The organism is Paraburkholderia sp. EG304, from assembly GCF_046543485.1.
Taxonomy (GTDB): Bacteria; Pseudomonadota; Gammaproteobacteria; order Burkholderiales; family Burkholderiaceae; genus Paraburkholderia; species Paraburkholderia youngii.
Genome location: NZ_JBKGUA010000033.1, coordinates 56,477 through 79,220, shown reverse-complemented (window position 1 = coordinate 79,220; position 22,744 = coordinate 56,477). Strand labels below are relative to the sequence as shown.

Here is a 22,744-nt window from a genome sequence, read left to right as displayed (position 1 = left end):
GCCGGCTTCTACGATCCCCTTCTTGGCCGGATCGGCCGGCGGGCATGGATCAATCCGGAAACCGTACCCCTCGGCGCATTCCGCGTAGGAGCGTTGCACGACAGGGTCGTAGGTGCAGGCACGCGTGATGGCGCACTTGGCGTTGTCGATGATGAGGCGCGATGGGACAGCGCCGAACCATTCGAATGCGCGGCGATGACATCCAAGCCAGGTCGCCACCGTCTGATCCCAGACGAACTCGACGTACTGATGTCGCGAGAAGGCGAGCGTCATCACAAACGCCCATGTGCGCGTGAACACGCCGTCGGCATCGGGCAACATCGGGCCGGCACCGAAGTCCACCTGCGCCGCTTCGCCGGGCGCAAAGCTCAGCGGCACGGTGGCTTCGGGCGGGCGGTCCGCGTTGATCGAAACGATCATGCGGTAAACCGACGAATAGCTGCCGGTGTAGCCGTGCTCACGCCGCAACGCGGCCAGAATCGCAGTGCCGGACACGTGCTGCTCGAGCCAGGATGCAATCAAGGTGCGGTGTACTTCGAGGCCCGAGATGGTCGACGTAGCCTTCTGCGGCGGGCCCAGTGCCGCGGCGATCTCGGCGTCATCCGGTAACGGCACATCGGGCTTGAGCCAGCCGCGTTGCTCGGCCAACTCACGCAGTGCCGCGAGCTTACGCCGCCCCATGTAGCGACAGCGCGCCAGTTCGCGGTCGCTATCCCCGTGGCGCATGCGCACGAGAACCTGTCGATATTGGTGCATCTCGATTCTCCGTCGGCCCATCGCAGCCTCCCTTGGGGGATAACGCCCCACAAGTTAAGCCGGCAATGAGCATCACAATCGAGATGCTCGGTTCCTTCCCTGGCTCCTTATGCCGAAAGCCAACTGGCTCCTATATGCCGGAAACGAAGTGGCTCCTTTATGCCGAAAACGTCCCGGCTCCTTTATGCCGGAAGCCCGGTGGCCCCTATATGGCGGAAGATGACAAAGATACAGCAATGGCTCGAAACGGAGCCCGGCATTACGGCGCAAAAGCTCCATGAGCGTCTCACTGCGATGGCTCCCGCAATGTATTCTGGCGCACAACTGCGCACCTTGCAGCGCCGCGTGAAGGCATGGCGATCGAATCGTGCCAGAGAACTGGTGACGCGGATACTCGGCGACGGCGACGCGATGAAGGCTGGCGCCGCTACGCAGCGCCAGCCTTCATCGCAAAACAACGGGACCGTGACAACTACCCGGGAGTAACATCATTCGGTGAGGCAACACGACCGGCCATGCCGCTTGACGCTATCCAGCAGACCTTGGGCCGGTGCGCACGTTCCCATGCGAGCTGGTCCGCATGGCTCGCCCTGTAGCCTTTCTCTCCACTATTGCGCTTGATCTCGCGACAGATCGTGGAAGGCGATCGCAACAGTCGCCGTGCGATTGACTGGATCGAGTCTCCCGCCACCAGGCCTCTCGAGATCTCCTCGCGCTCAGCAAGCGTTAGCGCCAGCCTCGATCGTCGCCGTGGCGCGGGCTGGATGCCTCCAGTTTGCGCCAGAATTCCCTCTACCGACGAGTGATTGCGATTAAAAAGCTCGGCGATATGCTGCAGCGACTCGCCTGCACGCCACCGCTCCCACATCAACGCTTTCTGGCTTTCGCTATAAAAGGTCCGGGTTCTGTACTTCATTTGCAACACTCCCGCCGCTCACGCAGCGTTCATTGTGTTGCATCGACCGGTTGAATCCGCCGTCCCGCAGCAGTCGTTGGACCACCGGTCACTTCGAATAACAGCTTCTATGGGGACTTGATTGTCAAGCCATTTTTGATGGGCTTGGTGCTTGGGTGGCCCGTCTCCGTGGAAAGTTAGCGTGTTGAATGTTGGACGGGTTGGATTCCTCCACTTCTGCCAGTACCACGAGTTGTCCACAGCCGGTCGACCGGTCGCCAGTCACGCCCTAGGGGCTGGCCGGCGATGGACAGCCCACTATTGACCCGGATCTGATTTTGTCCGATCCGCACAGCCGTTCGATCCGACCCTGGTCGGAGTGTGATGAGCGTTCGGGCGGCAGGCTCATTGCAGCAATACCGCATGTAATCGCGATAAGCGGCGCTGGAGTCTTGGGGTAAAAATGCTCGAACGCCACATCTTCCATGCCTGAGGCATCAAAGACAGGCGTTGAGGTCTGTTGTCGCATCGCTGCCAGTACCGCCGGAGGAACGGAAACCGACCCATGTGCCTGGGACCTGATAGTTCGGACGCACGACGGCGGCTGCACCATTGGGCGGTTGCTGGCCAGGGACGTATATGTCCATCGCCATGTTGTTAGCTAACGTGGTTTGTCCCACGACCTGCTGCTGCGACCTGTCAGCCCATTTCTGGGCAATACAATGGCCGACGACACTCGGTGGCTGCTGGCTGGTGCCCACGGCCTGCACGCCGGCTGGTGGCTGCGCCGCGCAAGCGCAAAGGACCGCAGCCACGGCAATACTTGCGAGGGATTTCATGTTACCTCCTTCCAGAAAGTGTCTATACAAAGCGGGATTGTCCAGGAATGGCGAACAGGCGGGCGATTCCGGGAGCGCTCATGGTGCGATTCAATGCGCTGCTACTTGCGTCGCCCATGCACCGTGAAATCGTCACTAGCCTTTTGGGGAGATTACTTCCCGGCTTGATTCAGGTAGGTACTTTAGGCGCGCTCAGTCGAGTCGAACCCGTTGATATGGCTGATGTATCCCGGTAATGACGGACCTCCAATGCACGGTAGTCCCGTGAACAATGTTGGGAATTGACGCAGGTCAACCGACAAATCCAGCGAGCATGACGAAGAAAGCGACATGCGTTGTGCGAAGTTGCTTCTATTCTCACTAAGCAAGCTTCTTTTTCGTCAGCACCCAGCCGTGGGTGCGCAGAGTATCAACTGCACCATCCGGTCACCGCAACGGCGTCGCTCCTAGACCAGCCAGTCTCTGCCTGAATCCAGCGGAACGACGCGACGAGCACGTCGTCGCCTTCCCGGCAATTCCGCAAAGCGCTGTCAGACAAACGCAGCTAGCACGTTAGTCATATTTTCAGCCGGGACACCTTTGTTCCGGCAAGTGACACATCCCCCATCAGACCTGCATTGGTCAACACGATCGCCACCACGGGCGAGGTGGCCGTTGTCGTGTCGATCTGTCCGTTCGCTCCGACCTTCAGGAGTGCGACAGAGCCTTCGCCACCGACCGACCAGCCTTTGGAATTGCGGAAGCTGTTTAGCGCATCATGCGTCATGAACAGAAAGATCATGGCTTTCGACTGCGCACCCGCCTGCAATCCAAATGAGGCCGCTGCCGTGCTGTAGTAGCCGACAGACTTCCCTCCTACCCGTAAAGCACCCTGGCCGTATTCGCCACCGGCAACGAAGCCGGCTTTGATCACGGACGGGAACACAAGTACGCCACTCGCCTTGGAGACGAGTTCTTTTGAACCGCCGACGGTCTCAAATAATCGAGTCAGAGTCTCGTTGACCTTGGCATCAATTTCCTGCCGCTTCGCTGCATTGAACTCGGCAGCAACGGCGTTACTCATCGTCGCCGGAGACCCGGTGATCGTCAGGCCAGCGGCCGCGATCATCGCGGTACCGGTCCGCAAAAAGCTTCTTCTTAGCATGGCTTCCTCCATATCGTCGAACGCTGTCCTTGTCATGTCGGTCGTCACGACACCGCATACGGCCCGTCACTCAATAACCTTACGCACCACGGAAATTCTGCTTCCAGTCATGACTTATCGTGAAACACCGCCTGACGACTGGATTTAACGGCGAGTTGAGATTTTCGCGTTGACCTGCGTCAATTCCGTCGTTCATTGCAGCGCTACGCTTTGAATCGGAGTAGCCGCCACCTGTGATATGAATGTGCAGATGACACAGTTCTGAGAGTGGGGGCGTTCCTGCGTTGTGAACCGACCGCTCGTGCTTCCGCTTTACCTTGCCGGCCGACACCATCGCATTTCCAAGTATCACAGGGCTAGCGAGGGCCAGCCAGCAATGAAGCAATTCGCTACTGCAGGACAACCAAACCGGATGCCACCGACAGCGGCAGTCGCGGGACTGGTCTTTTCAACTTTGATGATCACAAGTCTCGTGATCATTCGTCTGGCGTTCCCGGACGCTCCTACGGAGCAGGTTTCGGTGAAGCAAGGTTTTGGCAATGCCTTTTCTTTCGCGCTTCACCTTATCCCCTTTTCCGGCGTGGCGTTCCTCTGGTTACTCGGCGTACTGCGGGACAGGATAGGCGCGCTCGAAGACCGGTTTTTTGGCACCGTGTTTTTCGGCAGCGGATTACTTTTCGTGGCGAGCCTGTTCGCGTCGGCGGCCGTAGCCGGTGCGATCTTGAATGCCACAAGCGCGCCAACCGGCGTCCCGATCAGCAGCGAAATCTACTTTTTCGCACGGGAATTAGTTTATGCGTTGATGAACGTCTTTGCCATCAAGATGGCCGGGGTCTTCATGGGGGCAGCCTGCATCATTGCCCTGCGCACAGCGATTTTCCCGCGCTGGATCGCGTTGATCGGATATGCGTTCAGCCTGGCGCTTCTACTAGTCATCTGGGGCTGGTTGTGGATCACGATGCTGTTTCCGCTATGGACTCTGGTGGTTAGCGTCTACATTCTCCTCACCAGGACGCAGAGCGCCGACTGAGCATTTCGTTGTCCTCCCCCCAATTCTTCGGGATAGCCCGCGGATGATGGTCGGTCGACCTCGTTACAGGCGTGATGTTGTGGTCGCTGGTCCCGGTACCGCTGCGCAGCAGTATCGAACTTGTTTTGGTCGGCTGGGACGGCGCAGTCTTCTCCTATCGGTTGCTGATGCGGTTTGCGATGGCGCCTGCACATCACGAGCAGATCCCGGAAATGGCGAAACGAGAGCAGAGTACGGTCAGGGAAAACGCTTTCGGTTGTCAGCTTATGGTGGAAGGACTGAATCACAGCCCGTTGCGTCAGCCCGACGGCTTTGATCAGATTGACAGGATTGCGTTATCAAGGCTCCGGGAGGAACTGGACGTCTCCATACCAGGAGCGTGTCGTAGTGCCGGTATTGTCGGTATCGGTCAGCAACCCGTAGCCAGTGATTCGCCCTGGCGGTTCGTGAAAGACCCGCTCATAATCTTGTACGATATTGCGGCGCAGACTTTGCCACTGACCCGCATCCCCGGGCAGACCGGAGACCACGATCATCTGTACGCGGTCCGTGTGAGGGTTGGCAATGACGGTCCCCGGCGTGGCGGTTGTCGACCAGATATACATCAGCGTGGCATAGGGCAGCTCCTGGCCACCGAGGCGCTTTGCAAGGCTCATCTGAGCTCGCTCGGAAAGCGATAACTTGCTCTTGTCGCCGTCAAATACAAACACCAGTCGCGCTGGCGCGTCTTCCTTCGAACCGACGCTGTTGTCGGCTCCCTCGATCGGTCCGTCTGCTTTCCAGCGCCATGCCACGACGGGTGTGTGGACGAGGTCGATATCGCCCTCATGCATAAGCGCAGAGGCAGAGCGGTTCGCGTCCGCCTGCAGCACGGTGGTGTGGTCGTCGCGAACGAGCGTGTATTTTGTCATGAGCTTGCCGTGCGCGACCGGCAGGTTCTTCCAGCCTGCGGGTAGTGGTGCGCCGGGCTCGCTCGTGGAAAAAGCGATGCCGGGTTTTTCGTCCTGGGCAACGGTGATTGGCGGCAACAGAAGGAGCGCGATGGACACGGCTATCCACACTGATCGGGCTATTCGATTCCGCGCTCGGTGGGTCGACAGAAGGTGCATTGCGGTCGCATTCGTCTTGGGCGTGCATTCATTGTAGTCAGCTATAGGCTGCATCGCGCATCGATATCCACACCTTGCGGCCGGTCTGCCCATTGAACGGTGTCCTTGGCCGCAGAGGGGTCTGCCCGACCGCCCGAGAATTCATCAAATTCATAAGACTCCATGGGTGACTACACGACGTCGCTGAAAAACGTGCCCTGGCGGTCGGCCAAATTCCTCCGCCTATGGTCACTTCAAATTGCCCTACCTGAAGCCGAGCCGTGCCTTCAGCCGACCCATGCTTTCGATGAGCCTCATCATCTGCCAGGCTCCGCAAGATCCTCCTCCACGAAGCGCAGAATGGCCTCCACCAGGGCCTCGCGCGGATACGCATTCTGTGTCACGAAGAGCGCGCTGATCGTCGGATGTGTTCGTGCAACGGGCACGGCCAGCGCCCAATGATCCGCATTCACGTAAGCGAGGAGCGTACTTCCGGGCACGACCTCGTCGTAGAAGATGACCTGGCTGTCGTTTCGCGAATCAACGCGCGAGAGCTTCCTGTAGCTCGACTCCAGGATGGACGAGATGCGTTCGGGCTGCGGGAATGTCACGACCGAGTAGTAACGCAGTTCCGCCGGAAGTGGATGCTGCGCGAGCCACATTTTACGGGTCGCCGGTCTCAGGCTCTGCACACCTCCACCATCGCCTGACGTGCACGTCGCGCCTGGAATATGGCGCAGCAGATCGGCCTGATACTGTTCGGCGTCATCGGCAAGCGGCGAGCCGCCAACCGCTCCCCCGGCGCTTACCACCGCCGCCACACGGGTTCGCATTTCCGGATAGGCAACCAGCGCTTCGAGAATATCGGGCGCACCCTTTGAATAACCGATCAGGACGATTCGCGGCGCACCCTCGGACGCTGGCATTGCCATCATCGCGTCGCGAATCTGGCGTGCGTTATTGGTTGAACTCGACAGAGCATCGACGTCGATCAACGTTGCATCGAATCCGTACTGGCGCAGGTGCATCACGAGCGTATCCGGCGGATTGAGCCAGGGCTTGAAGCAGTCGTAGCCAATACCTGGGACGACTGCCGCAATGAGATGACTTCGCGACTGACCTAGCTCGACGGGTCTTGCGGTGCCGGCGGGCTCGGTACCCACCCGGGTCAGTGCGTCTTCACAGCCGCGGTAGCCCGGTAACGCAGGACCGCGCGCCTCCAGTACCGCGCAATAGATTTCCCGGAATCGGCCCCGCTTGTCCACTACGCCGGCCTGAGATGCAGGCACCAGGACGAGCGGCGGCGTATCGGTCGAGTACGGGACCAGCGGTTTTGACGCGCATGCGGCGAGCAGAACACAGGCCGCAAGCGTCGCCAGCGCGCCGCAGGTTCGGCGCCAGGCATCAATGACGGCAACCGGCCGTTCCGATGACGCGATCAACAGTGTCCATCTCGGGTTACTGACCTGCATCGCCGGCTGCTCCAGATTGAGGGGTGTCTCGTCCTTCGAGATAGGGCACCCAGTCGAGAAAATCGACGTCTGACAGGCTGTGCGGCCGCGTCGAGAAGAAGACGACGGCGCGCAACCCGTCCGTATAGTAGGTCGCGCCGTCGAGGGTGGTTCGGGGATGGGTTGGCGATGCCGCGCCCACGCCGTATGCAAATCCAAGCTTCTCGAGCCCACTCGAGTACATCAGGTCCTGGATCAGGTAATTCCGTGCCTCGTCGACGTTTTCGTGCAGAACGGGGCGCGACTCGCCGCTTGCCGCAAAGCGCCCGCCGACAGGGCGGCCAACCTGCGCGACGTAGACCAGTTGCCCTTGAAAGCGGATCGGGGCGAGCCATCCGCGTATCCAGGTCGCAGGCGCGCCCGCCTGCCCCTGCTTGCGCATCACAAAGTCCGGTTCCCGCCCGAAAACCCGTTGCGCCAGGTCAGGCGCGCGCGCGTCACGCCGATAGTTGCGCCGCACCAGCGCCGCCCCGATGTCGGTGAGTTGGCCGATGCCAACGGCGTTCAAGGGATCGGCCTCGGTCGTTCCGCTAGCGTCGGTGGCGCAGCATGGCAGTCGTTCGAGTGCGGTGCGCAGCGACGTGAGGTCCGTGTAGTCCTTGACTGCGGTTTCAGGAAACGGGAAAGGGATCTGCGCGAGACGCGGATCCGTCGAGCCACCGGGCACGAGCACAAACAGTGAAAACGGGACCAGCGTGTGGTGTCCAACCAGGTCAATATTGACGAGCTTGATGCTGCGATCGGGATTGGTGAACACGATCCCCGAGCGCGTCTCGCCTGGCAGGATCGGATTTTTGAACCCAAGCCGGCTGAAATAGCTGTCCATGCTCGCATTCGTTGCGCCACCGGGCAGCGTATGGTTGGGCCACGCAACTTCGTCCGGCGAGAAGTAGTCCGGGTCAATGCCCGAGCGCGGCATCCAAAGCGGTTGCGCGGTCCCGTTCTGCGCCTCGATCCATAACGGCTGTACGCCGGTCCGGGTGACGTCGACGCCCAACATCCGCTTGCTGTCTTCGCTGCCGAGCAGGGACGCGCTCACGCGCACGCCGCGATTGCTGGCACTCACCGCACGCTCACGCAGCGGTCCGTCGTCAGCCTGAGATGGGGGCTCCCATGTCGCACAGCCAGCCAGGGTAAGGGCGAGGCATAGGCCCCCGCCCGCATGCGCCAGAGTACGATGCATAGTCGGTAAGATGCTCATGGCTTGACTCCCGGCGCGACGTCGAGGTACGGGGTCACCCACGGAAAGACTTCGATTGCCATCAGCGATGTCGGCGTGCGGTCGAACACGAGCACTTCACGATTGCCATCGGTGTAATACGGGTCGGTGGTCAGGTTCTCGCGCGGCGCGTTCCGCGGGGCGGCAGCCGCTCCCGTCACCAGACCGATCTTCACCAGATTCTGCGAATACACCATGTCTTCCGTCAGCGCGGTGCGCGCTTCATCCACGTCGGGATCAATCTTGTGCGTGGTAAATGTCGATGAATGCCAGGTCAGACGGATCCCGATATCGCGGCTGACCTGCCCCACCCAGACGGGTTTGTCGTGGTAGCGCATGTTGCTGAGCCAGAGCCGCATATGGTTGCGCTGGTGGATATCGCCCCGTGCTTTTTGCAGCGCAACGTCCTGTGCTTGCCCGAACAGATAAAGGTCACTCACGGGCGCGTTGACATAGGGCTCGCCGGACAGGGCAGCACTTATCATGTGCCTGATTGCGCCCGACCACTTCTGCTCCGTGACACTCCAGCCGCGGCGCACAAGCGCGGGAAATGCGTCGTCGAGTCCACCGACGATCACCAGGTTGAGCGGATCGCCATTCTTCGATCCGTCCTCGTTGGTCGCGCAGCACGGCAGCGCTTCGAGCGCCGTGCGAAAGCTTTCGTCGTCCGTGTAGTTTGCGATCGACGCCCCGGGATTGGCAGCGCGTTGGAATACCTGACTGCGCTTGTAGTCGGCCTCGAAGCCAGGCACCGCCACGAAAATCGAAAACGTCCGGGCACGCTCTTTTGCGACGAGGTCGATCTGTACGAGCTTGGCACCCTCGTTGAGATTGGTCAGCACAAACCCGGAGACTTTTTCTCCGGGATGGACGGGGTTATGAAAGGCGAGAGCGCGAAACCGGCGATCGAGTTCAGACTGCTGATCGGGTGGAACAGTACTGGTAAATGCCTCGGCCGCTTCCGACGCGGGAAAGAAGTTCGGATCGAGACCGGGCGACAGGAGAAAGTAATTACGATCCTCGTGGTTGTCGACCTCGATCCAGACTGGTTGGATTTTTCTTCCCGCAAGCGGAACCCCGTACACGGCCGTGCTTTCTTCTGGCGAGAGCACGGCAGTCGAAACCTGCAAGCCGCCCTCGGTACGTGTCACGGCGCGATTCTGATAACCGGGCACGGAAACAATTGACGGGCTTGCGGTACAGGCCGCCAGTAAGCAGCCGACGAGGATGACAACCAGCATCTGCATCACGATGCGTGACATCGGGACACCTCTTCGCGTGGTCATATCCGTGGGGCGATCGCGCGTCCTTTTGCAGGCAAAAGGAGCCCAAAAAGGCTGTCGGTAACGCGCTCAGGAAATCCACAGAATGTACTGCCAAGTTTAGTTGATCGGGGACCGCGTCAGCCATGTTTTGCCTGACTTAAGGCGGGCCTCCGAAAACTGCTCAAGACCCGCTTGCCTCTGGCCGCGGGGATGCTTCCCGGCTCGAACCCCGGAACAACGGTGATTGGGCGCCGTCGATCAAGGACGAGCTGTCGGCCTTTTCCGACCTTGAGGTTGAGGCGGTGGCAAGGCAGCCAGTGCCGGCTCACCCGTACTCCCGCATCGTCCAACGTTGCAAGCCAACGGAGCAGAGGGTCCTCTTCTAATGCGCGACGACAGCCTGATTCAATGCTCGTTGTCGCGACACAACCGCATCTGGCGAGCGGCGCCAAGACGAGCTGCGGGACACGGCGGCAGCAAACGAATGTGGAATAATGGTCGCCGAGTCGGTGAGACTGATCTGCAGCCCGATCCAGCTCAACGAAGAGGAAAGCGGATATGGCCTGGCTTCGAACTCTTGGTGCGGCGTTCGTCACTGTTCTGCTGATCTCGTGCGCGAGCCTGCCGTCACAGACGGGCCGCACGCCAACCTACGCGTTCCAGAACACCGAAACGACACGTCTTGGCGAGCGCTATGCCGCTGATGAGCAAGCGCAACCGGACGAAAGCGCATTTCATCTGCTGTCCGACGGAATGGATGCGCTCCTGGCGCGTGTCGTCCTGACCGAAACCGCAGACAGGACGCTCGACCTCGAGTACTACATCTGGCATGGTGACCTGACCGGGCGCACATTAGGAGCGGCCGTACTCATGGCGGCGGACCGGGGAGTCCGGGTGCGCGTGCTGATCGACGACCTGGGCACGAACGCCGACGACCAGGTCCTTCTCGCACTAAGTGCCCATCCCAACATCCAGATCCGGCTTTTCAACCCGGTCGCGAGCCGCCGCTTCAAGACGATCGCGGCGGCTCTCGAGTTCGGCCGGGTCGACCGCCGCATGCACAACAAGGCGCTGATTGCCGATAACGAAGCCGCCATTCTGGGCGGGCGCAACATCGGCGATGAATACTTTGGGGCGTCGCGCGCAGTGGCGTTCGGGGATCTCGACGTCCTGATGCATGGACCGATTGTGCGCGACGTCTCGAATTCCTTCGACACGTTCTGGAATTCCGACGCGGCCTATCCTATCGAGCGGCTGATGGGCCAATCCGCGGACGCCGCGATGCTTGCCGACTATCGCGCGAAGCTGGAACAGTACATTTCATCGAGTGAGGATTCGCCTTACCTCGTGCAAGCGCGTTCACGGCTCGCTCAGGTCCTTGGGACAGGAAAGGTGCCGTATTTCTGGGGAAAGGCCACGTTGCTCTATGACGATCCGTCCAAGATCGCACGCTCGCCAGAAGACCCGCAAGGCCACCTGATGACGGGGCTCAGAGCGTTAAAACTTCACCCCGAGCACGATCTGCTAGTCGTCTCTCCCTATTTCGTGCCTGGAAAGGCCGGCGTGGCGTGGCTGCGCGGACTGACCAGCACCGGCGTGCACGTCACGGTGTTGACCAATTCACTTGCGGCGACGGACGTCAGCGCGGTCCATGCTGGATATCAACGCTACCGTAAGGATCTTCTCGCCGCTGGCGTCCATCTCTACGAATTGAAGCCGGTTGCTTCGGCAAGCAGCGAATCGAGCAAGAAGAAGTTCTTCGGTTCCTCGAAGGCATCGCTGCACGCGAAGACCTATGTGTTAGACCGTCAACGCGTTTTCATCGGTTCAATGAATCTTGATCCGCGCTCCAGCAATCTGAACACGGAGATCGGCGTGCTTTGCGACAGTGAAGCGATCGCCGGACAAGTGATCGACGGCGTCGAGCCCCGACTGGACCAGATCGCGTGGCGGCTCGATTTGCGCGCTGGGGCAAACGGCAGTAGCCACATCGTCTGGATCGACACCGCAGGGGACGGGACCGTGACCGAACTGAATACTGAGCCGGACGTCTCCTTTATGCGACGTGCCGGCGTCTGGTTTCTGGAGCTTCTACCAATCGAATCTCAGCTTTGAAGGAGACATCGCTGATCAGCGTTGCAGCCCGCAACATCTCACTGCAAGAACCGATGTGTCAGGCCGTGTGGCCGCAGTGGGTGCCACAGAGCCACAAATCCGTGGCGGTCCTCGAGTCCCCGGCGAACAGTTGAAGTAGCCCGCAAATTGTCGGGGAGCCGAAAGGGTTCTGCACCGTGCCGTCCAGGTCCACATGTTGCCACGGGCGTCCACGTCCGCCGTGATCACGCGTACGCCGCTGGTCATCGCTTTCGCTTCCGTTAGCCGTTTGCTCTGAAGGCAAAGCCTCCGGGCAGCTACTCCACGGCCTCTGCCTGAATTCGGCCTTCGCGGATCGCGTGCATAAACGCCCGGTAGTCACGCCGGTTCTGGCAGCTGTACTCGGTCGCAAACTCGGTGATCGCGTCGTCGAAGGTCTGTCCCGAACCCATGTAGCCGGCGATCATGGCCGGATCACCCGATCGTGCGTGCGCACGCGCCAGCGCATGCGCGCACGCGCGCGCGTACTGCCTGAGCAGCTCGGTATCGAGATTTTCGATGATGACGGACATTTTCATGTCGCGAAGCTGACGGATATAAAACTCTCGCCCGTTCGTTCCGCGAGTCCAGCCGAGAAATACGTCGCTGGCGGCCTGCATGATGCGCTGGCCCGCGACAACGCGCTCACCGTGATTCGAAAACAGGCTCCTGCCCGCATAGGGTTCGAGCACCGATGCCTTCGCCTCCTTGACCTGGAGAAATAGCGGGTCGTTGTCCGAGGCCATAAACAGACCAACACCACACATCGTGCCGACGCTGCCCACGCCGACCACCTTGATCGCCAGATCGACGAGATGAAACCTGTCGAACAGGACCCGCACATGGGGAGCGAGGCTCTGGCGATACGAAACAATCGCATCCTGATAACCCGACTGAAGTCCGGGGGCAATATCCTCGGTGGGATGAAAGATGAGGGGTGGCTCATCCTTGATCCTGGGCAGCGCGCCCTCTTGCGAAACGAGCTTCGGATACAGGTGGTCTGGCACGGTCTTGCGGCGCTCCACTTCGATTCGATGGGCGATCCGCTTGTGCGCAGCTTCCACGATCGCGGGATCGCCCGACCGATCCTGATACTTCTGCAGATCGATCCTGTCGTACCAGACGTCAAGCGCGCGCATCGACGCGTAGTCGTGCATGCGCTCGCGGTATTCACGCGCGAGGTCCGTGGTGATGTGCACGATATCGTTGTAGGGCAGCTCCAGATGCTCCGCCGCAATCACGACGCTCGCCGCGAGCCGCTTGAGGTCCCACTCGAACGGAGCCGGTAGCGTCTCGTCAAGATCGTTGATATCAAAAATAACGTTGCGCTCGGGCGTCGCGAAACCGCCGAAGTTCATCAGATGCGCGTCGCCGCAGGCTTGCACACGCAGTCCGCTCGTCGGCGTCGTCGCGAGATCTGCTGCCATCACGGCGGCCGCGCCGCGATAGAACGCGAATGGGCACGCGGCCATGCGTCCGAAGCGGATCGGAATCAGCTTCGGAAGGCGGCCCTCGTTGGAGTCGCGAAGAATTTCGACGGGATCCCGGCGGTGCTTGGGTTCCCGCCATCCTGCCTGCGACGCGCGGGATACCGAATCCCGGATGGCTCGTCCTTCTGCCGCCCTCTCATCGGGTGTGTTGTACAAATCCGATTCGGCGCGTCGATCACGTGCGACCTTGTGTGAAGCGGCCTTGTCCATGACATCTCCTACCTGGTCTGCTCCTAAGCTCCATCCAGTCAACGGGTCCAGCCGTTCCTCTACCCTGCATTTGCAATAGCATCATGTTGACAGCGATGCGCAATTCGGCAAGGTTCGTCATAGGGGCGAAGCTTGCTAAGCAATGAAGACAATTTCCGGCGATCCGTGTCGTCTCAAGTCTCAACGCTCCCCAATGCACCTTGCTTGCGCTGCAAGCCATGCCAGGCAGCAAGCGCCTGTTCAAGGTTGAGAAACATGCGTTCGTGTCCAAGTATCTTGCCAAGCGGGGCTTTTTCTACGACGGCAAACACCTCAGGACTGAGTCCGACAAGCCATACCGCAATTCCTTGTTCGCGGTACTTCTTCTCCGCCTCGGTCAACATCTTCATGGCTGTGTATTCGAGGTCGAACACCGCGCGCATGTCCAGCGCGACGACTTGCGGACGCAACCGCTCGACGAGCGGTGTGATCTTGTGACCGATATTCGACGCATTCACGAAAAAGATCCGCCCCTCGGGCCGCAGGAGCAACAGGCCCGGGAATTCTTCATCGTCGGGGTGCTGGTCGGATACCGGCCGGAAGACGTTCGTGCCGGGCTTGCGACGCAGCACGTAGACGGGCGGATCGGACACCTGGTAGGCGAGTGTCACGAGCGACACGAGGATGGCAACCAGGATGCCGTTCAAAGTGCCGAGCAGCACGACACCCGCGAGCGACACGAGCGCCCAGACGAACTCGGTGCGTCTGACGGCGAGTATTGCGCGGAAGTCCGCCGGCTTGAGCAGGCCAATCGAATAGACGATCACAACGGCGGCGAGCGTTGCATGCGGCATCAGCCCGATCAGCGGGGCGAGCAGCAGCATCGTGCCGAGGGTAACCGCAGCAGTCACCAGTTCTGCCAGTTGAGAGTGTGCGCCCACAAGGCGATTGACCGCCGTCTGGGTGGTCCCGCCGCCCGCCGGCATCGAACCCAGAAACGCACCTGCCGCATTGCCGAGTCCCGTCGCGAACAGTTCACGGTTCGGCAGCGGCACCGGCTCTCCGCTCTGGACAAAGGCCCGGCCCGAAGCGATCGTTTCAGTAAAACTCATCAGCGCAATGCCCATGGCCGCTGGCCAGAGCGCCTCGATGAGCGAAAGGTCTGGCATGACGATCGATGGCAACCCCCTCGGAATGTGGCCGACCACCCCGACGCCGAACCTCTGGAGTCCAAGAAGACTGACGCCAGCAATCCCGCACGCCACTGCAATGAGCGGCGCCGGCGACTTCGGATAGAAATGTTCGAGTGCGACAAGGATCGCAATCGTCGTGACGCCGACGATGACCGTCGCGACCGATGCGTGAGGCAGCCCCGTCATGAGCGCGTACACGTTGTGAAAGAACGAGCCCTTCACGACGTGAAGGCCAATCAGCTTGGGCAACTGGTCGAGCACGATGACGATTGCAATGCCGCCCTTGAAGCCTGTCAGCACCGGCTCGGAGATGAAGTTCGCGACGAATCCGAGCCTGAATAGCGCAGCGAGAACAAGGATAAAACCGACCAGCAATGTAAGCGTGGCCGTTGCGATGGCGAGTTGTGCCGCTCCGCCTCCCGGGACAGCCTGGCCGAGCGCCGCCGCTGTCAGGATAGCCAGTGTTGCGCTGGTGCTGACGCTGAGCGGTCTTGATGTACCGAAGAGCGCGTAGATCACCATCGGCACAAAGGCGGTGTAGAGCCCGACCTGCACTGGTAGCCCAGCGACCGTCGCGTAGGCCATCGCCTTTGGCAGCACGACGGCCGCTGCCGTGACGCCAGCGATGACGTCCGGCTTGATCCACGATTTCTGGTAATCGCGAAGCCAGTCGAGCACGGGAAGACGAGAGCCGGGGCTGTGGTGCGGCAAGGATTGGTCGCGCATGATTGTTCGCCATCAGAAGGTCGAAGGGTTATCTCTGCCGGGTCCGACATTGCCCGCCATAGTGATGACGTCGCTCGCTGAACGCGAGCATGGCTACAGAACTGCCGTTGCCATAACCGGAAAGGACATCATGTCGTCCTCGTGGAAGGACTGGACGAGATCGGCGTCTTGAGGTCCATGGGCTAAGTCAGGCCGCTCTCTTGCACCTTTTCCGTGTTGCGGATCTTGTCAAAACGTCACTGTGGCCGCCCGCGTGGGCATAGCCGACCAATAATTCACGATAGCCACGCAACTTGCGCCGGGAGTTGATGCAGGTCAACTGGAGAGAGGTTGTCACCGGCGAAAATGCCGTCAGGCCGCAACCCGTCCATAGCACATGCGGCTGAAGACTGACGAATAGGATGTCGTCTCTATGATTTTTTTAGATTGAAACAGCCGCTAAATGTAGACGCCGAATTCTTCGGCGGCCGATTCGCAGGACTTCCTTTCAGCGTCGCACTGCGTTTTACGGCCAGGCGCAACGGATCGACAGATATCCTGGTACCTGTGCCTGATTCGTCTGACGCATTGCTTGAGTAGGGGACGAAAGTCCAATAGCGCGCAGGCCAGAAACCGAACAATTTCGGAGGTACGACCGCACAACAACTAGTTCCGGAGAGCTGTGTTCGCCCCGCTGCGACATATTGGGTCTAAGGATCGTCGCAAGGCCGCTGCAATCGAGAGTCGCGTCGTGTCTTGGTGTAGCGCATCAACACTGGAGAAAGGCATGAAAGTTAAAAGATCACTCAAACTGGCTGGCGGTGCATTGATCGTTGTCGCATCCATCAACGCGTGGTCACAAGGCAGCGAACCCGCCACGTCCACGTCCACACAATCGGGCACGTCGGCGGCTCCATCCAAGTCAGACGTCAGGAAGGCGAACCGGGCGCTTAGCAAAAAAGTACTGCACGCGCTCTCAAAGGGTGGGGTTGATACCTCGAGCATCAGCGTGCTGGTCAAAGGTAGCGAGGTGACACTCGCAGGGCACGTCCCGGAGAATTCCCAGATCGAAAAGGCCAGCGCGCTTGCGAAGGACGTTTCCGGCGTTACGTCGGTGAAGAATGCCCTGACCGTTCACGAAGCCGGCCAGTGACGCGGCGCGGGCGGCCATCAACCTCTGTGATTTTTCTTTGCCATCGCCGGCTCGTAAGATCGCTCGGGGTCGACAATACCCATTCGTTGAACTCGGTAGCGGTCGCTCGTCGCCGCTCCCCGGCGAGCGACTGACGAGCGTCGGGAAGCGGACGTATCAGAGTCAACACACGAATGTCAGCTTTGGCCGACAACTGCGGGTTGAGCATCGGGCGGGTTTCGGAGTGGACCGGTCGTTCGAACGACCACCGCATGGCTGGGGCGAGCGGCAGAAAGTGGCCGATTTCAGCCGGATGCTGTCGGTGCGTGGAAACAACCGGGGCCCCTTAGGGCGTTGAGCCAAAGGTCTGAAAGCCAAGCGTCACAGCGCTTCGGACCACTCCGCCAGAAATTTATTTTTAGTGTCGTTCGTCACGACGTGCAGCATGTAATCGGGATCGCCAAACAGGCGCTCCGCCCGCGTGATCTCCGGGATGTCCGAGAGCGCGCGTTCGAAAGATTCGATGTTTTGGCTACTGCCTTCCCGTAACGTCGCGAACACGATTGCCGAGAAGTTCAGACCGATCGTTGCCGGATCGATAACCGCGCGATAGCCGCTGATGACCTTTGCTTTCTCTAAAGCCCGCAGACGCCGCTGGCAAGGCGAAAGGCTCAGACCGATCCGCTCACTGAGTTCAGTGACGGTGAGTCGTCCATCTTGCTGCAATTCAGCAAGAATCTTGCGGTCAATTTCATCCATGTGGAAAATTCTAGTGCAGACCGCGTAGCAGCAGCAAGAAAGAGGGAGCACCTTCGACAGCCAAAACCGTAACATTCCCTCCGTCCAAATCATGCTTGTTGGGGAGAAGGCTGTGGAAGTGAGCTTGTTGACGGCCTTTTGGCTCGTGTCCTTTTCGTTGGTGCTGGTACCCGGCGCGGACTGGGCGTACGCGATCTCGGCCGGATTGCGCGAGCGGGCGATTGCACCGGCCATCGCGGGCATGTTGTCCGGCTATCTGGCGATCACCGTGGTGGTGGCGGCGGGTGTCGGCGCGCTAGTCGCCAAGGCGCCAGCGGTACTGGCCGTGTTGACGTTCGTCGGGGCGGGCTATCTGCTGTGGGTCGGCGGCAATATTCTTGCTCGCCCGGCGGTGCCGACGGTAGCGGCGGAGCGCGCACCCGACGCGGCGTTGAACTGGTCCATCCGCGGCTTCGCGGTGAGCGGCCTCAATCCGAAAGCGCTGCTGCTGTTTCTCGCGTTTCTGCCGCAATTCACACGTGCCACCGACGCGTGGTCGATCCCGGTGCAGATCGGCGCGTTGGGCCTGCTGCACATGGTCAATTGCGCGGTGGTTTATTCGGTCGTCGGACTCGGCTCGAAGGTGGTTTTGCGCACGCGTCCGAGCGTCGCGCGCAGGGTGAGCCAGGTTTCGGGCGCGGCGATGGTGCTGATTGCCGTGCTGCTGTGTGTCGAGCAACTCCTCGCGTTCAAGTAAGCGCGAGATTCCCACGCGTTCAGCCAAAGAAAAAGCCGCCCTGCGAATCGCAGGGCGGCTTCTGGGTCACCACTCGATCGAACCGTTACCGGTCCGCTAGCGGATACGTTTCATTGCACGCTCAATGGCCGAACGATTGCGTCTTCGACGCACCCGCTTCCGACGCTTGCGGGCGTGCCGCCTGCTTGATCAGCAGCGCGACGCACGACAGCAAACCTGCGGCCGCGATCGTCGTGAAGATGCCGCCGAACGAGAAGTGGCGGCGCGTCAGCTCGGCCACGAGGAACGAGCCCGCGATGCCGCCGAAGCGGCCGACGCCGAGCATCCACGCGACGCCTGTGCCACGGCCCGCGGTCGGATAGAACGCGGCGGCGAGCGCCGGCATCGACGATTGCGCGGTGTTCATCAGCACACCGGCGATGAACACGATCAGCACGAGCGCGCCGACGTTGCCGGCCGCCTGACCGATGAAGTACACGCTAATGGCGGTCAGCGCGTAGCAGACCGCGATGACGCGGTTCGCGTTGAAGCGGTCCATCAGCACGCCGGCCAGCACCGCGCCGACGCCGCCGAGCGGGAACAGCGCGGAGATCAGCGTCGCGCGTTGCGGTGTGAGGCCGGCGTCCTTCAGCAGGATCGGCATCCAGTTGATCGACGCGTAGAAGATCACGAGGCCCATGAAGTAAGCGAGCCACAGCATCACCGAGCCGACGATGTACGAGCGCGACAGCACCACACCGAGGCCCTTGCCGCCGGTTTGCGGCGCGGTTTCGGTCATCGTGAAGCCGACGGCCTGCACAGCGTCGACGGAAATGCGAGCGAGCGCCGCGCGAATCCGGTCGGCCGGCTTATTGTTCGCGACCATGTAGCGGACCGACTCCGGCATCTTGGCGAACAGCAGCACCAACAGCAGCAGCGGCGTGACGCCGCCGAGAATCAGCACGCTGCGCCAGCCCAGATGCGGAATCATCCACGCGGCGAGGAAACCGCCGAACGCGGCGCCGAGCGGGAAGCCGCAGAACATCAGGTTGATCACGGTGGCGCGGCGATTGTCCGGGCAGTATTCGCCCATCATCGTGACCGCGTTCGGCATGGCGGCGCCGAGACCGACGCCGGTGATGAAGCGCAGCACGGTCAATTGATCGATGCTGGTCGAGAACGCCGACGCGAGACAGGCAAGGCCGAACAGCAGCACCGAGCCGACCAGCATCGAGCGACGCCCGAGGCGGTCGGACAGCGGGCCCGAGCCGAGCGCGCCGCACGCGAGGCCGAACAGCGCGGCGCTCAGCACCGGCGCGAGCGCGGGCTTCGCGATGCCCCATTCGGTGACCAGCGAAGGCGCGATGAAGCCGATCGCAGCAGTGTCAAAACCGTCCAGCAGGACGATGATGAAGCACATGAAAAAGATCAGCCACTGGAACGGCGAAAACGGATGCTCGTTAATGAAGGTTTGAACGTTCACAGCGGGGCTGCGGTTCATGATGGTCTCCTGACAGCGAAAGGCCCGACACGACGAGCGATTCTTCTCAAACTGTACGCCGTCTGGCAACGACGCACGCAGCCTGCAGCGGCCCAAACCGGCCATGCATCGGCAATGAATCATACCCGGACGGATCGGCTTGACGGAATCGCGCCGGGCGAGGAATTTTGTTCGCATACGGAACGGTGATTCTTTACGCGAACGCGCGCCACTGTAAGGAATGAAATCAATCGGGTCAACGGGGGAATACCCCGAGTTTCACGCAGTCGATGCGTGGGAGGGCGGCGCGCTGTAACTGGGCAGGAGAAAGGGCTAGGCGCGCGAAGGTCACCGCGCCGAAACGAGCGGCAAACGGTTTCGAGACACCTGCCGGTCAGCTAGCTCGTCACCCGGGATGAGCCACCGTCCGCTCGATCCGTCCCAGCCGCACGACGGTCACCCCGGGGCGCAACTGCCGCAGCGACGGCATTACGAGCATGCAGTTGTCGTAGCGGGTGCGCACCTCTTCGCCGTTGGACCAGCCGATCACGGCGCCTGCCTTGGCGAAAACCTCGAGGCCGGTGTACGCCGCGGCGAAGCTGAAGTCCAAGCTGGTCGCGACGACCGGTTGTGTCACGCGCACGATGCTCTGCTCGGGCGGCAACGGCGCGAGCCACCCACGGCGGCAGATCCGTCTCGTCAACCACGCCGGCCAGCAACAGGAAACGCGCGGTCGTATCGCGCGCGACCGCCACCGCACTGCGCTCCCAATGCTGGCCGCATTCGATCAGCAACGCGTTCTTCGGGCTCGCGGCATCGCCGAACCCTTGGTAATCGCGCATGCGGCGGCCTTCGGGATGCCCTTCGTCGCAGATCACCGTGGCGGGCGTACCGAGCCGCACCGCGAGATCGATGCCTTTTTGCAGCGGTCCAGCGACGATCAGCGGCTTGCATCGCTCGTGCATCGAATGCAGGTCGAGCAGCGCGTCGACCGTGTCGATCACCGGGCGCATCGCACGCGCGCGCTTCAGTTCGCTCGACGTGCGAGAGGTGTCGTCGAACACCGCCGCCGTCCATACGCGGTTGAAGTCCTGATCGACGAAGCGCGCGGCGTCCGGATTCGCGGGATCGAAACGCCGGTACGCGGCGACGTTCGCGAACGACAGCGTGAACTGCCCGCGTCGCGGCCGCGCCGCGCGACGCAGCAACTCATCGACGACGATCGCGCCACACACTTCGTTGCCATGCGTGAGCGCGTTGATCATCACGTGCGGGCCGGGCACGCCCGAATCGAACGTGTGTTGACGTATGCGATGCCCGACGACGATTGCTCGCAGTGGGCGCTCCGATACATCCGCACACGTGAGCTGTGCGTTCCGCAAATAGCGCTTCACCCACGACGATGAATCTCGTCGTACCCTGCTACAACGAAGAAGAGGTTATCACCGAGACAAGCAAGCGGCTTCTCGCACTTCTGGAGTGACTGATCGAAGCGGCAAGGTGAGCAACGAAAGCCGCATCACTTTCATTGACGATGGTTCCCGCGACCGTACCTGGTCGATCATCGAAGTGCTGCACGCGCAGAATCCCCGCTGCGGCGGCATCAAACTCTCGCGCAATCGCGGCCATCAGGATGCGCTGCTTGCCGGCCGGATGCCGGCTCAAGGCGATGTACTCGTCAGCCTCGACGCGGATCTTCAGGACGATATCGAAGCCATCCCATGCATGCTCAAGGAATACAAGTCGGGTGCGGAAATCGTCTTCGGTGTGCGTCACAAAGGTACGACGGACACATTCTTCAAGCGCTTCACCGCGCACAACTACTACAAGCTGCTCCGGACGTTCGGTGTCGATATCCTGCCGGGCCACGCGGATTTTCGCCTGATGAGCCCGCTACTTCTTCATTCGCAAGGACGGGCCCTTGCCGAAAGATTTCTTCGCCAATAACGAATGCGATGTCGCCCTGATGACGCACGAGGGCGAATGGTCGCTCTATGAGCGACGCAACTGTCGATAACGGCGCATCTGCGCGTTGCGCCGTTTTTGCTTCATATCACGCGAGTTTCGCCGCAATCGCCTTGCCGACTTCGCTCGTGCTTGCGTTGCCGCCGAGGTCGCCGGTGTGCGGGCCCTCGATCAGCGTCGCCTCGATCGCCTTAAGGATCGCGTCGTGCGCCTTGCGTTCCTTGCCGCTCGAATGACCGAGGAAGTCGAGCATCATCGCGGCCGACCAGATCATCGCGATCGGATTCGCGATGTGCTTGCCGGCGATGTCGGGCGCCGATTCGTGCACCGGTTCGAACAACGACGGAAACTTGCGGTCCGGATTCAGGTTGCCTGACGGCGCGAGGCCGATCGTACCCGTGCACGCTGGGCCGAGATCGGACAGGATGTCGCCGAACAGATTGGTCGCGACGACCACGTCGAAACGGTCCGGGTTCAGCACGAAGCGAGCGCACAGGATGTCGATGTGCTGCTTGTCCCACGTGACGTCCGGATACTGCGCGGCGATGCCGGCCGCGCATTTGTCCCACCATGGCATGCTGATCGCGATGCCGTTGCTCTTCGTCGCGACGGTGATTTTCTTGCGCGCGCGGCGCTGCGCGAGATCGAACGCGAACTTCAGCACGCGCTCGCTGCCGTGCCGTGTGAACACCGACTCCTGCAGCACGAACTCGCGTTCGGTGCCTTCGAACATCACGCCGCCCACAGACGAATACTCGCCCTCGGTGTTCTCGCGCACGATCCAGAAGTCGATGTCGCCGGCCTTGCGTCCCGCGAGCGGTGACGGCACGCCTGCAAATAGGCGCGCCGGACGCAGATTCACGTACTGGTCGAACTCTCGGCGAAACTTAAGCAGCGACCCCCACAGCGAGATGTGATCGGGTACGGTGTCGGGCCAACCGACCGCGCCGAACAGGATCGCATCGGCCGATTGCAGTTGGGCTTTCCAGTCGTCCGGCATCATCTTGCCGTGCTTCGCGTAGTAGTCGCAGCTCGCCCACTCGATGTGCTGATATTCGAGTTCGATACCGAAGCGTTGCGTCGCGACCTCGAGTACGCGCAGCGCTTCGGGCATCACCTCGACGCCGATGCCGTCGCCGGGGATGACGGCAATCCGGTATTTGTTCGACATGCTGGGCTCCTCCTTGGGGAATGGGTTGGGGATTCGGCGACGGTTATTTTATTCGTGGTGCGTTC

General features: G+C 61.0%; 17 protein-coding genes and 2 pseudogenes. 5 read left to right on the top strand and 14 right to left on the bottom strand.

The window, feature by feature from the left end:
* The 4 genes and pseudogenes from istA to ACLFKU_RS30060 form a co-directional block, all read right to left on the bottom strand.
* Positions 1-756, bottom strand: a 756-nt coding sequence (istA, locus tag ACLFKU_RS30075; RefSeq protein WP_410851525.1) for an IS21 family transposase, incomplete at its 3' end; no start/stop codon positions are given.
* 535 nt (positions 757-1,291) lie between these two features.
* Positions 1,292-1,672: pseudogene (locus ACLFKU_RS30070) on the bottom strand (transposase); the annotation flags it as partial.
* 476 nt (positions 1,673-2,148) lie between these two features.
* The gene (locus ACLFKU_RS30065) at positions 2,149-2,490 is read right to left on the bottom strand and encodes a hypothetical protein (protein WP_410851523.1); all 342 of its coding nucleotides are present in this window, start codon (positions 2,488-2,490) and stop codon (positions 2,149-2,151) included.
* Positions 2,491-3,046: 556 nt separating this feature from the next.
* Positions 3,047-3,634, bottom strand: coding sequence for a YSC84-related protein (locus tag ACLFKU_RS30060; RefSeq protein WP_410851524.1), 588 nt, complete (start codon positions 3,632-3,634; stop codon positions 3,047-3,049).
* Between the two features lie 376 nt (positions 3,635-4,010).
* On the opposite strand from ACLFKU_RS30060, the gene ACLFKU_RS30055 reads away from it, so the two are divergent.
* On the top strand, positions 4,011-4,664 hold the full coding sequence (locus ACLFKU_RS30055; RefSeq protein ID WP_410851522.1) for a hypothetical protein: 654 nt from the start codon (positions 4,011-4,013) through the stop codon (positions 4,662-4,664).
* A 338-nt stretch (positions 4,665-5,002) separates the two neighbouring features.
* Here the strand turns inward: ACLFKU_RS30055 and ACLFKU_RS30050 are convergent, their stop codons facing one another.
* The 4 genes from ACLFKU_RS30050 to ACLFKU_RS30035 form a co-directional block, all read right to left on the bottom strand.
* Positions 5,003-5,773 (bottom strand): DUF3047 domain-containing protein, encoded by a 771-nt coding sequence (locus ACLFKU_RS30050; RefSeq protein ID WP_410851521.1) that lies wholly within the window; start codon positions 5,771-5,773, stop codon positions 5,003-5,005.
* A 296-nt stretch (positions 5,774-6,069) separates the two neighbouring features.
* Positions 6,070-7,224 (bottom strand): hypothetical protein, encoded by a 1,155-nt coding sequence (locus ACLFKU_RS30045; RefSeq protein ID WP_410851520.1) that lies wholly within the window; start codon positions 7,222-7,224, stop codon positions 6,070-6,072.
* Positions 7,211-8,329 carry an LssY C-terminal domain-containing protein gene (locus ACLFKU_RS30040; RefSeq protein WP_410851519.1) on the bottom strand — a complete coding sequence of 373 codons (1,119 nt, stop codon included), beginning with the start codon at positions 8,327-8,329 and terminating at the stop codon, positions 7,211-7,213. The genes ACLFKU_RS30045 and ACLFKU_RS30040 overlap by 14 nt, the downstream gene beginning before the upstream one ends.
* Positions 8,330-8,460: 131 nt before the next feature.
* Positions 8,461-9,744, bottom strand: a complete 1,284-nt coding sequence (locus tag ACLFKU_RS30035; protein ID WP_410851518.1) for an LssY C-terminal domain-containing protein — start codon at positions 9,742-9,744, stop codon at positions 8,461-8,463.
* A 561-nt stretch (positions 9,745-10,305) separates the two neighbouring features.
* Here ACLFKU_RS30035 and ACLFKU_RS30030 point away from each other — a divergent pair.
* Positions 10,306-11,862: a phospholipase D family protein gene (locus tag ACLFKU_RS30030; protein WP_410851517.1), complete on the top strand. Its 1,557-nt coding sequence runs from the start codon at positions 10,306-10,308 to the stop codon at positions 11,860-11,862.
* Positions 11,863-12,158: 296 nt separating this feature from the next.
* On the opposite strand, the gene ACLFKU_RS30025 is transcribed toward ACLFKU_RS30030, so the two are convergent.
* Both ACLFKU_RS30025 and ACLFKU_RS30020 read right to left on the bottom strand, forming a co-directional pair.
* A complete protein-coding gene (locus ACLFKU_RS30025) occupies positions 12,159-13,580 on the bottom strand; it encodes a DUF2252 domain-containing protein (RefSeq protein ID WP_410851516.1) in 1,422 nt (473 codons plus the stop codon).
* Between the two features lie 173 nt (positions 13,581-13,753).
* Complete coding sequence (locus ACLFKU_RS30020; protein WP_410851515.1) at positions 13,754-15,478, bottom strand: SulP family inorganic anion transporter; 1,725 nt, start codon at positions 15,476-15,478, stop codon at positions 13,754-13,756.
* A 766-nt stretch (positions 15,479-16,244) separates the two neighbouring features.
* Between ACLFKU_RS30020 and ACLFKU_RS30015 the strand changes: the two genes are divergently transcribed.
* Positions 16,245-16,610, top strand: coding sequence for a BON domain-containing protein (locus tag ACLFKU_RS30015; protein WP_410851514.1), 366 nt, complete (start codon positions 16,245-16,247; stop codon positions 16,608-16,610).
* Between the two features lie 360 nt (positions 16,611-16,970).
* Here ACLFKU_RS30015 and ACLFKU_RS30010 read toward each other — a convergent pair whose 3' ends face one another.
* The gene (locus ACLFKU_RS30010; protein WP_368584612.1) at positions 16,971-17,348 is read right to left on the bottom strand and encodes an Lrp/AsnC family transcriptional regulator; all 378 of its coding nucleotides are present in this window, start codon (positions 17,346-17,348) and stop codon (positions 16,971-16,973) included.
* Between the two features lie 91 nt (positions 17,349-17,439).
* On the opposite strand from ACLFKU_RS30010, the gene ACLFKU_RS30005 reads away from it, so the two are divergent.
* A complete protein-coding gene (locus tag ACLFKU_RS30005; RefSeq protein ID WP_410851513.1) occupies positions 17,440-18,084 on the top strand; it encodes a LysE family translocator in 645 nt (214 codons plus the stop codon).
* 121 nt (positions 18,085-18,205) lie between these two features.
* Here the strand turns inward: ACLFKU_RS30005 and ACLFKU_RS30000 are convergent, their stop codons facing one another.
* Together ACLFKU_RS30000 and ACLFKU_RS29995 are read right to left on the bottom strand one after the other, a co-directional pair.
* Positions 18,206-19,564: an MFS transporter gene (locus ACLFKU_RS30000; protein ID WP_410851512.1), complete on the bottom strand. Its 1,359-nt coding sequence runs from the start codon at positions 19,562-19,564 to the stop codon at positions 18,206-18,208.
* A gap of 385 nt (positions 19,565-19,949) precedes the next feature.
* Positions 19,950-20,897, bottom strand: a pseudogene (locus ACLFKU_RS29995) (succinylglutamate desuccinylase/aspartoacylase family protein).
* Between the two features lie 146 nt (positions 20,898-21,043).
* On the opposite strand from ACLFKU_RS29995, the gene ACLFKU_RS29990 reads away from it, so the two are divergent.
* Positions 21,044-21,490 (top strand): glycosyltransferase, encoded by a 447-nt coding sequence (locus tag ACLFKU_RS29990; protein ID WP_410851511.1) that lies wholly within the window; start codon positions 21,044-21,046, stop codon positions 21,488-21,490.
* A gap of 106 nt (positions 21,491-21,596) precedes the next feature.
* Here ACLFKU_RS29990 and ACLFKU_RS29985 read toward each other — a convergent pair whose 3' ends face one another.
* Positions 21,597-22,679 carry a tartrate dehydrogenase gene (locus tag ACLFKU_RS29985; protein ID WP_410851510.1) on the bottom strand — a complete coding sequence of 361 codons (1,083 nt, stop codon included), beginning with the start codon at positions 22,677-22,679 and terminating at the stop codon, positions 21,597-21,599.
* Positions 22,680-22,744 lie beyond the last annotated feature (65 nt).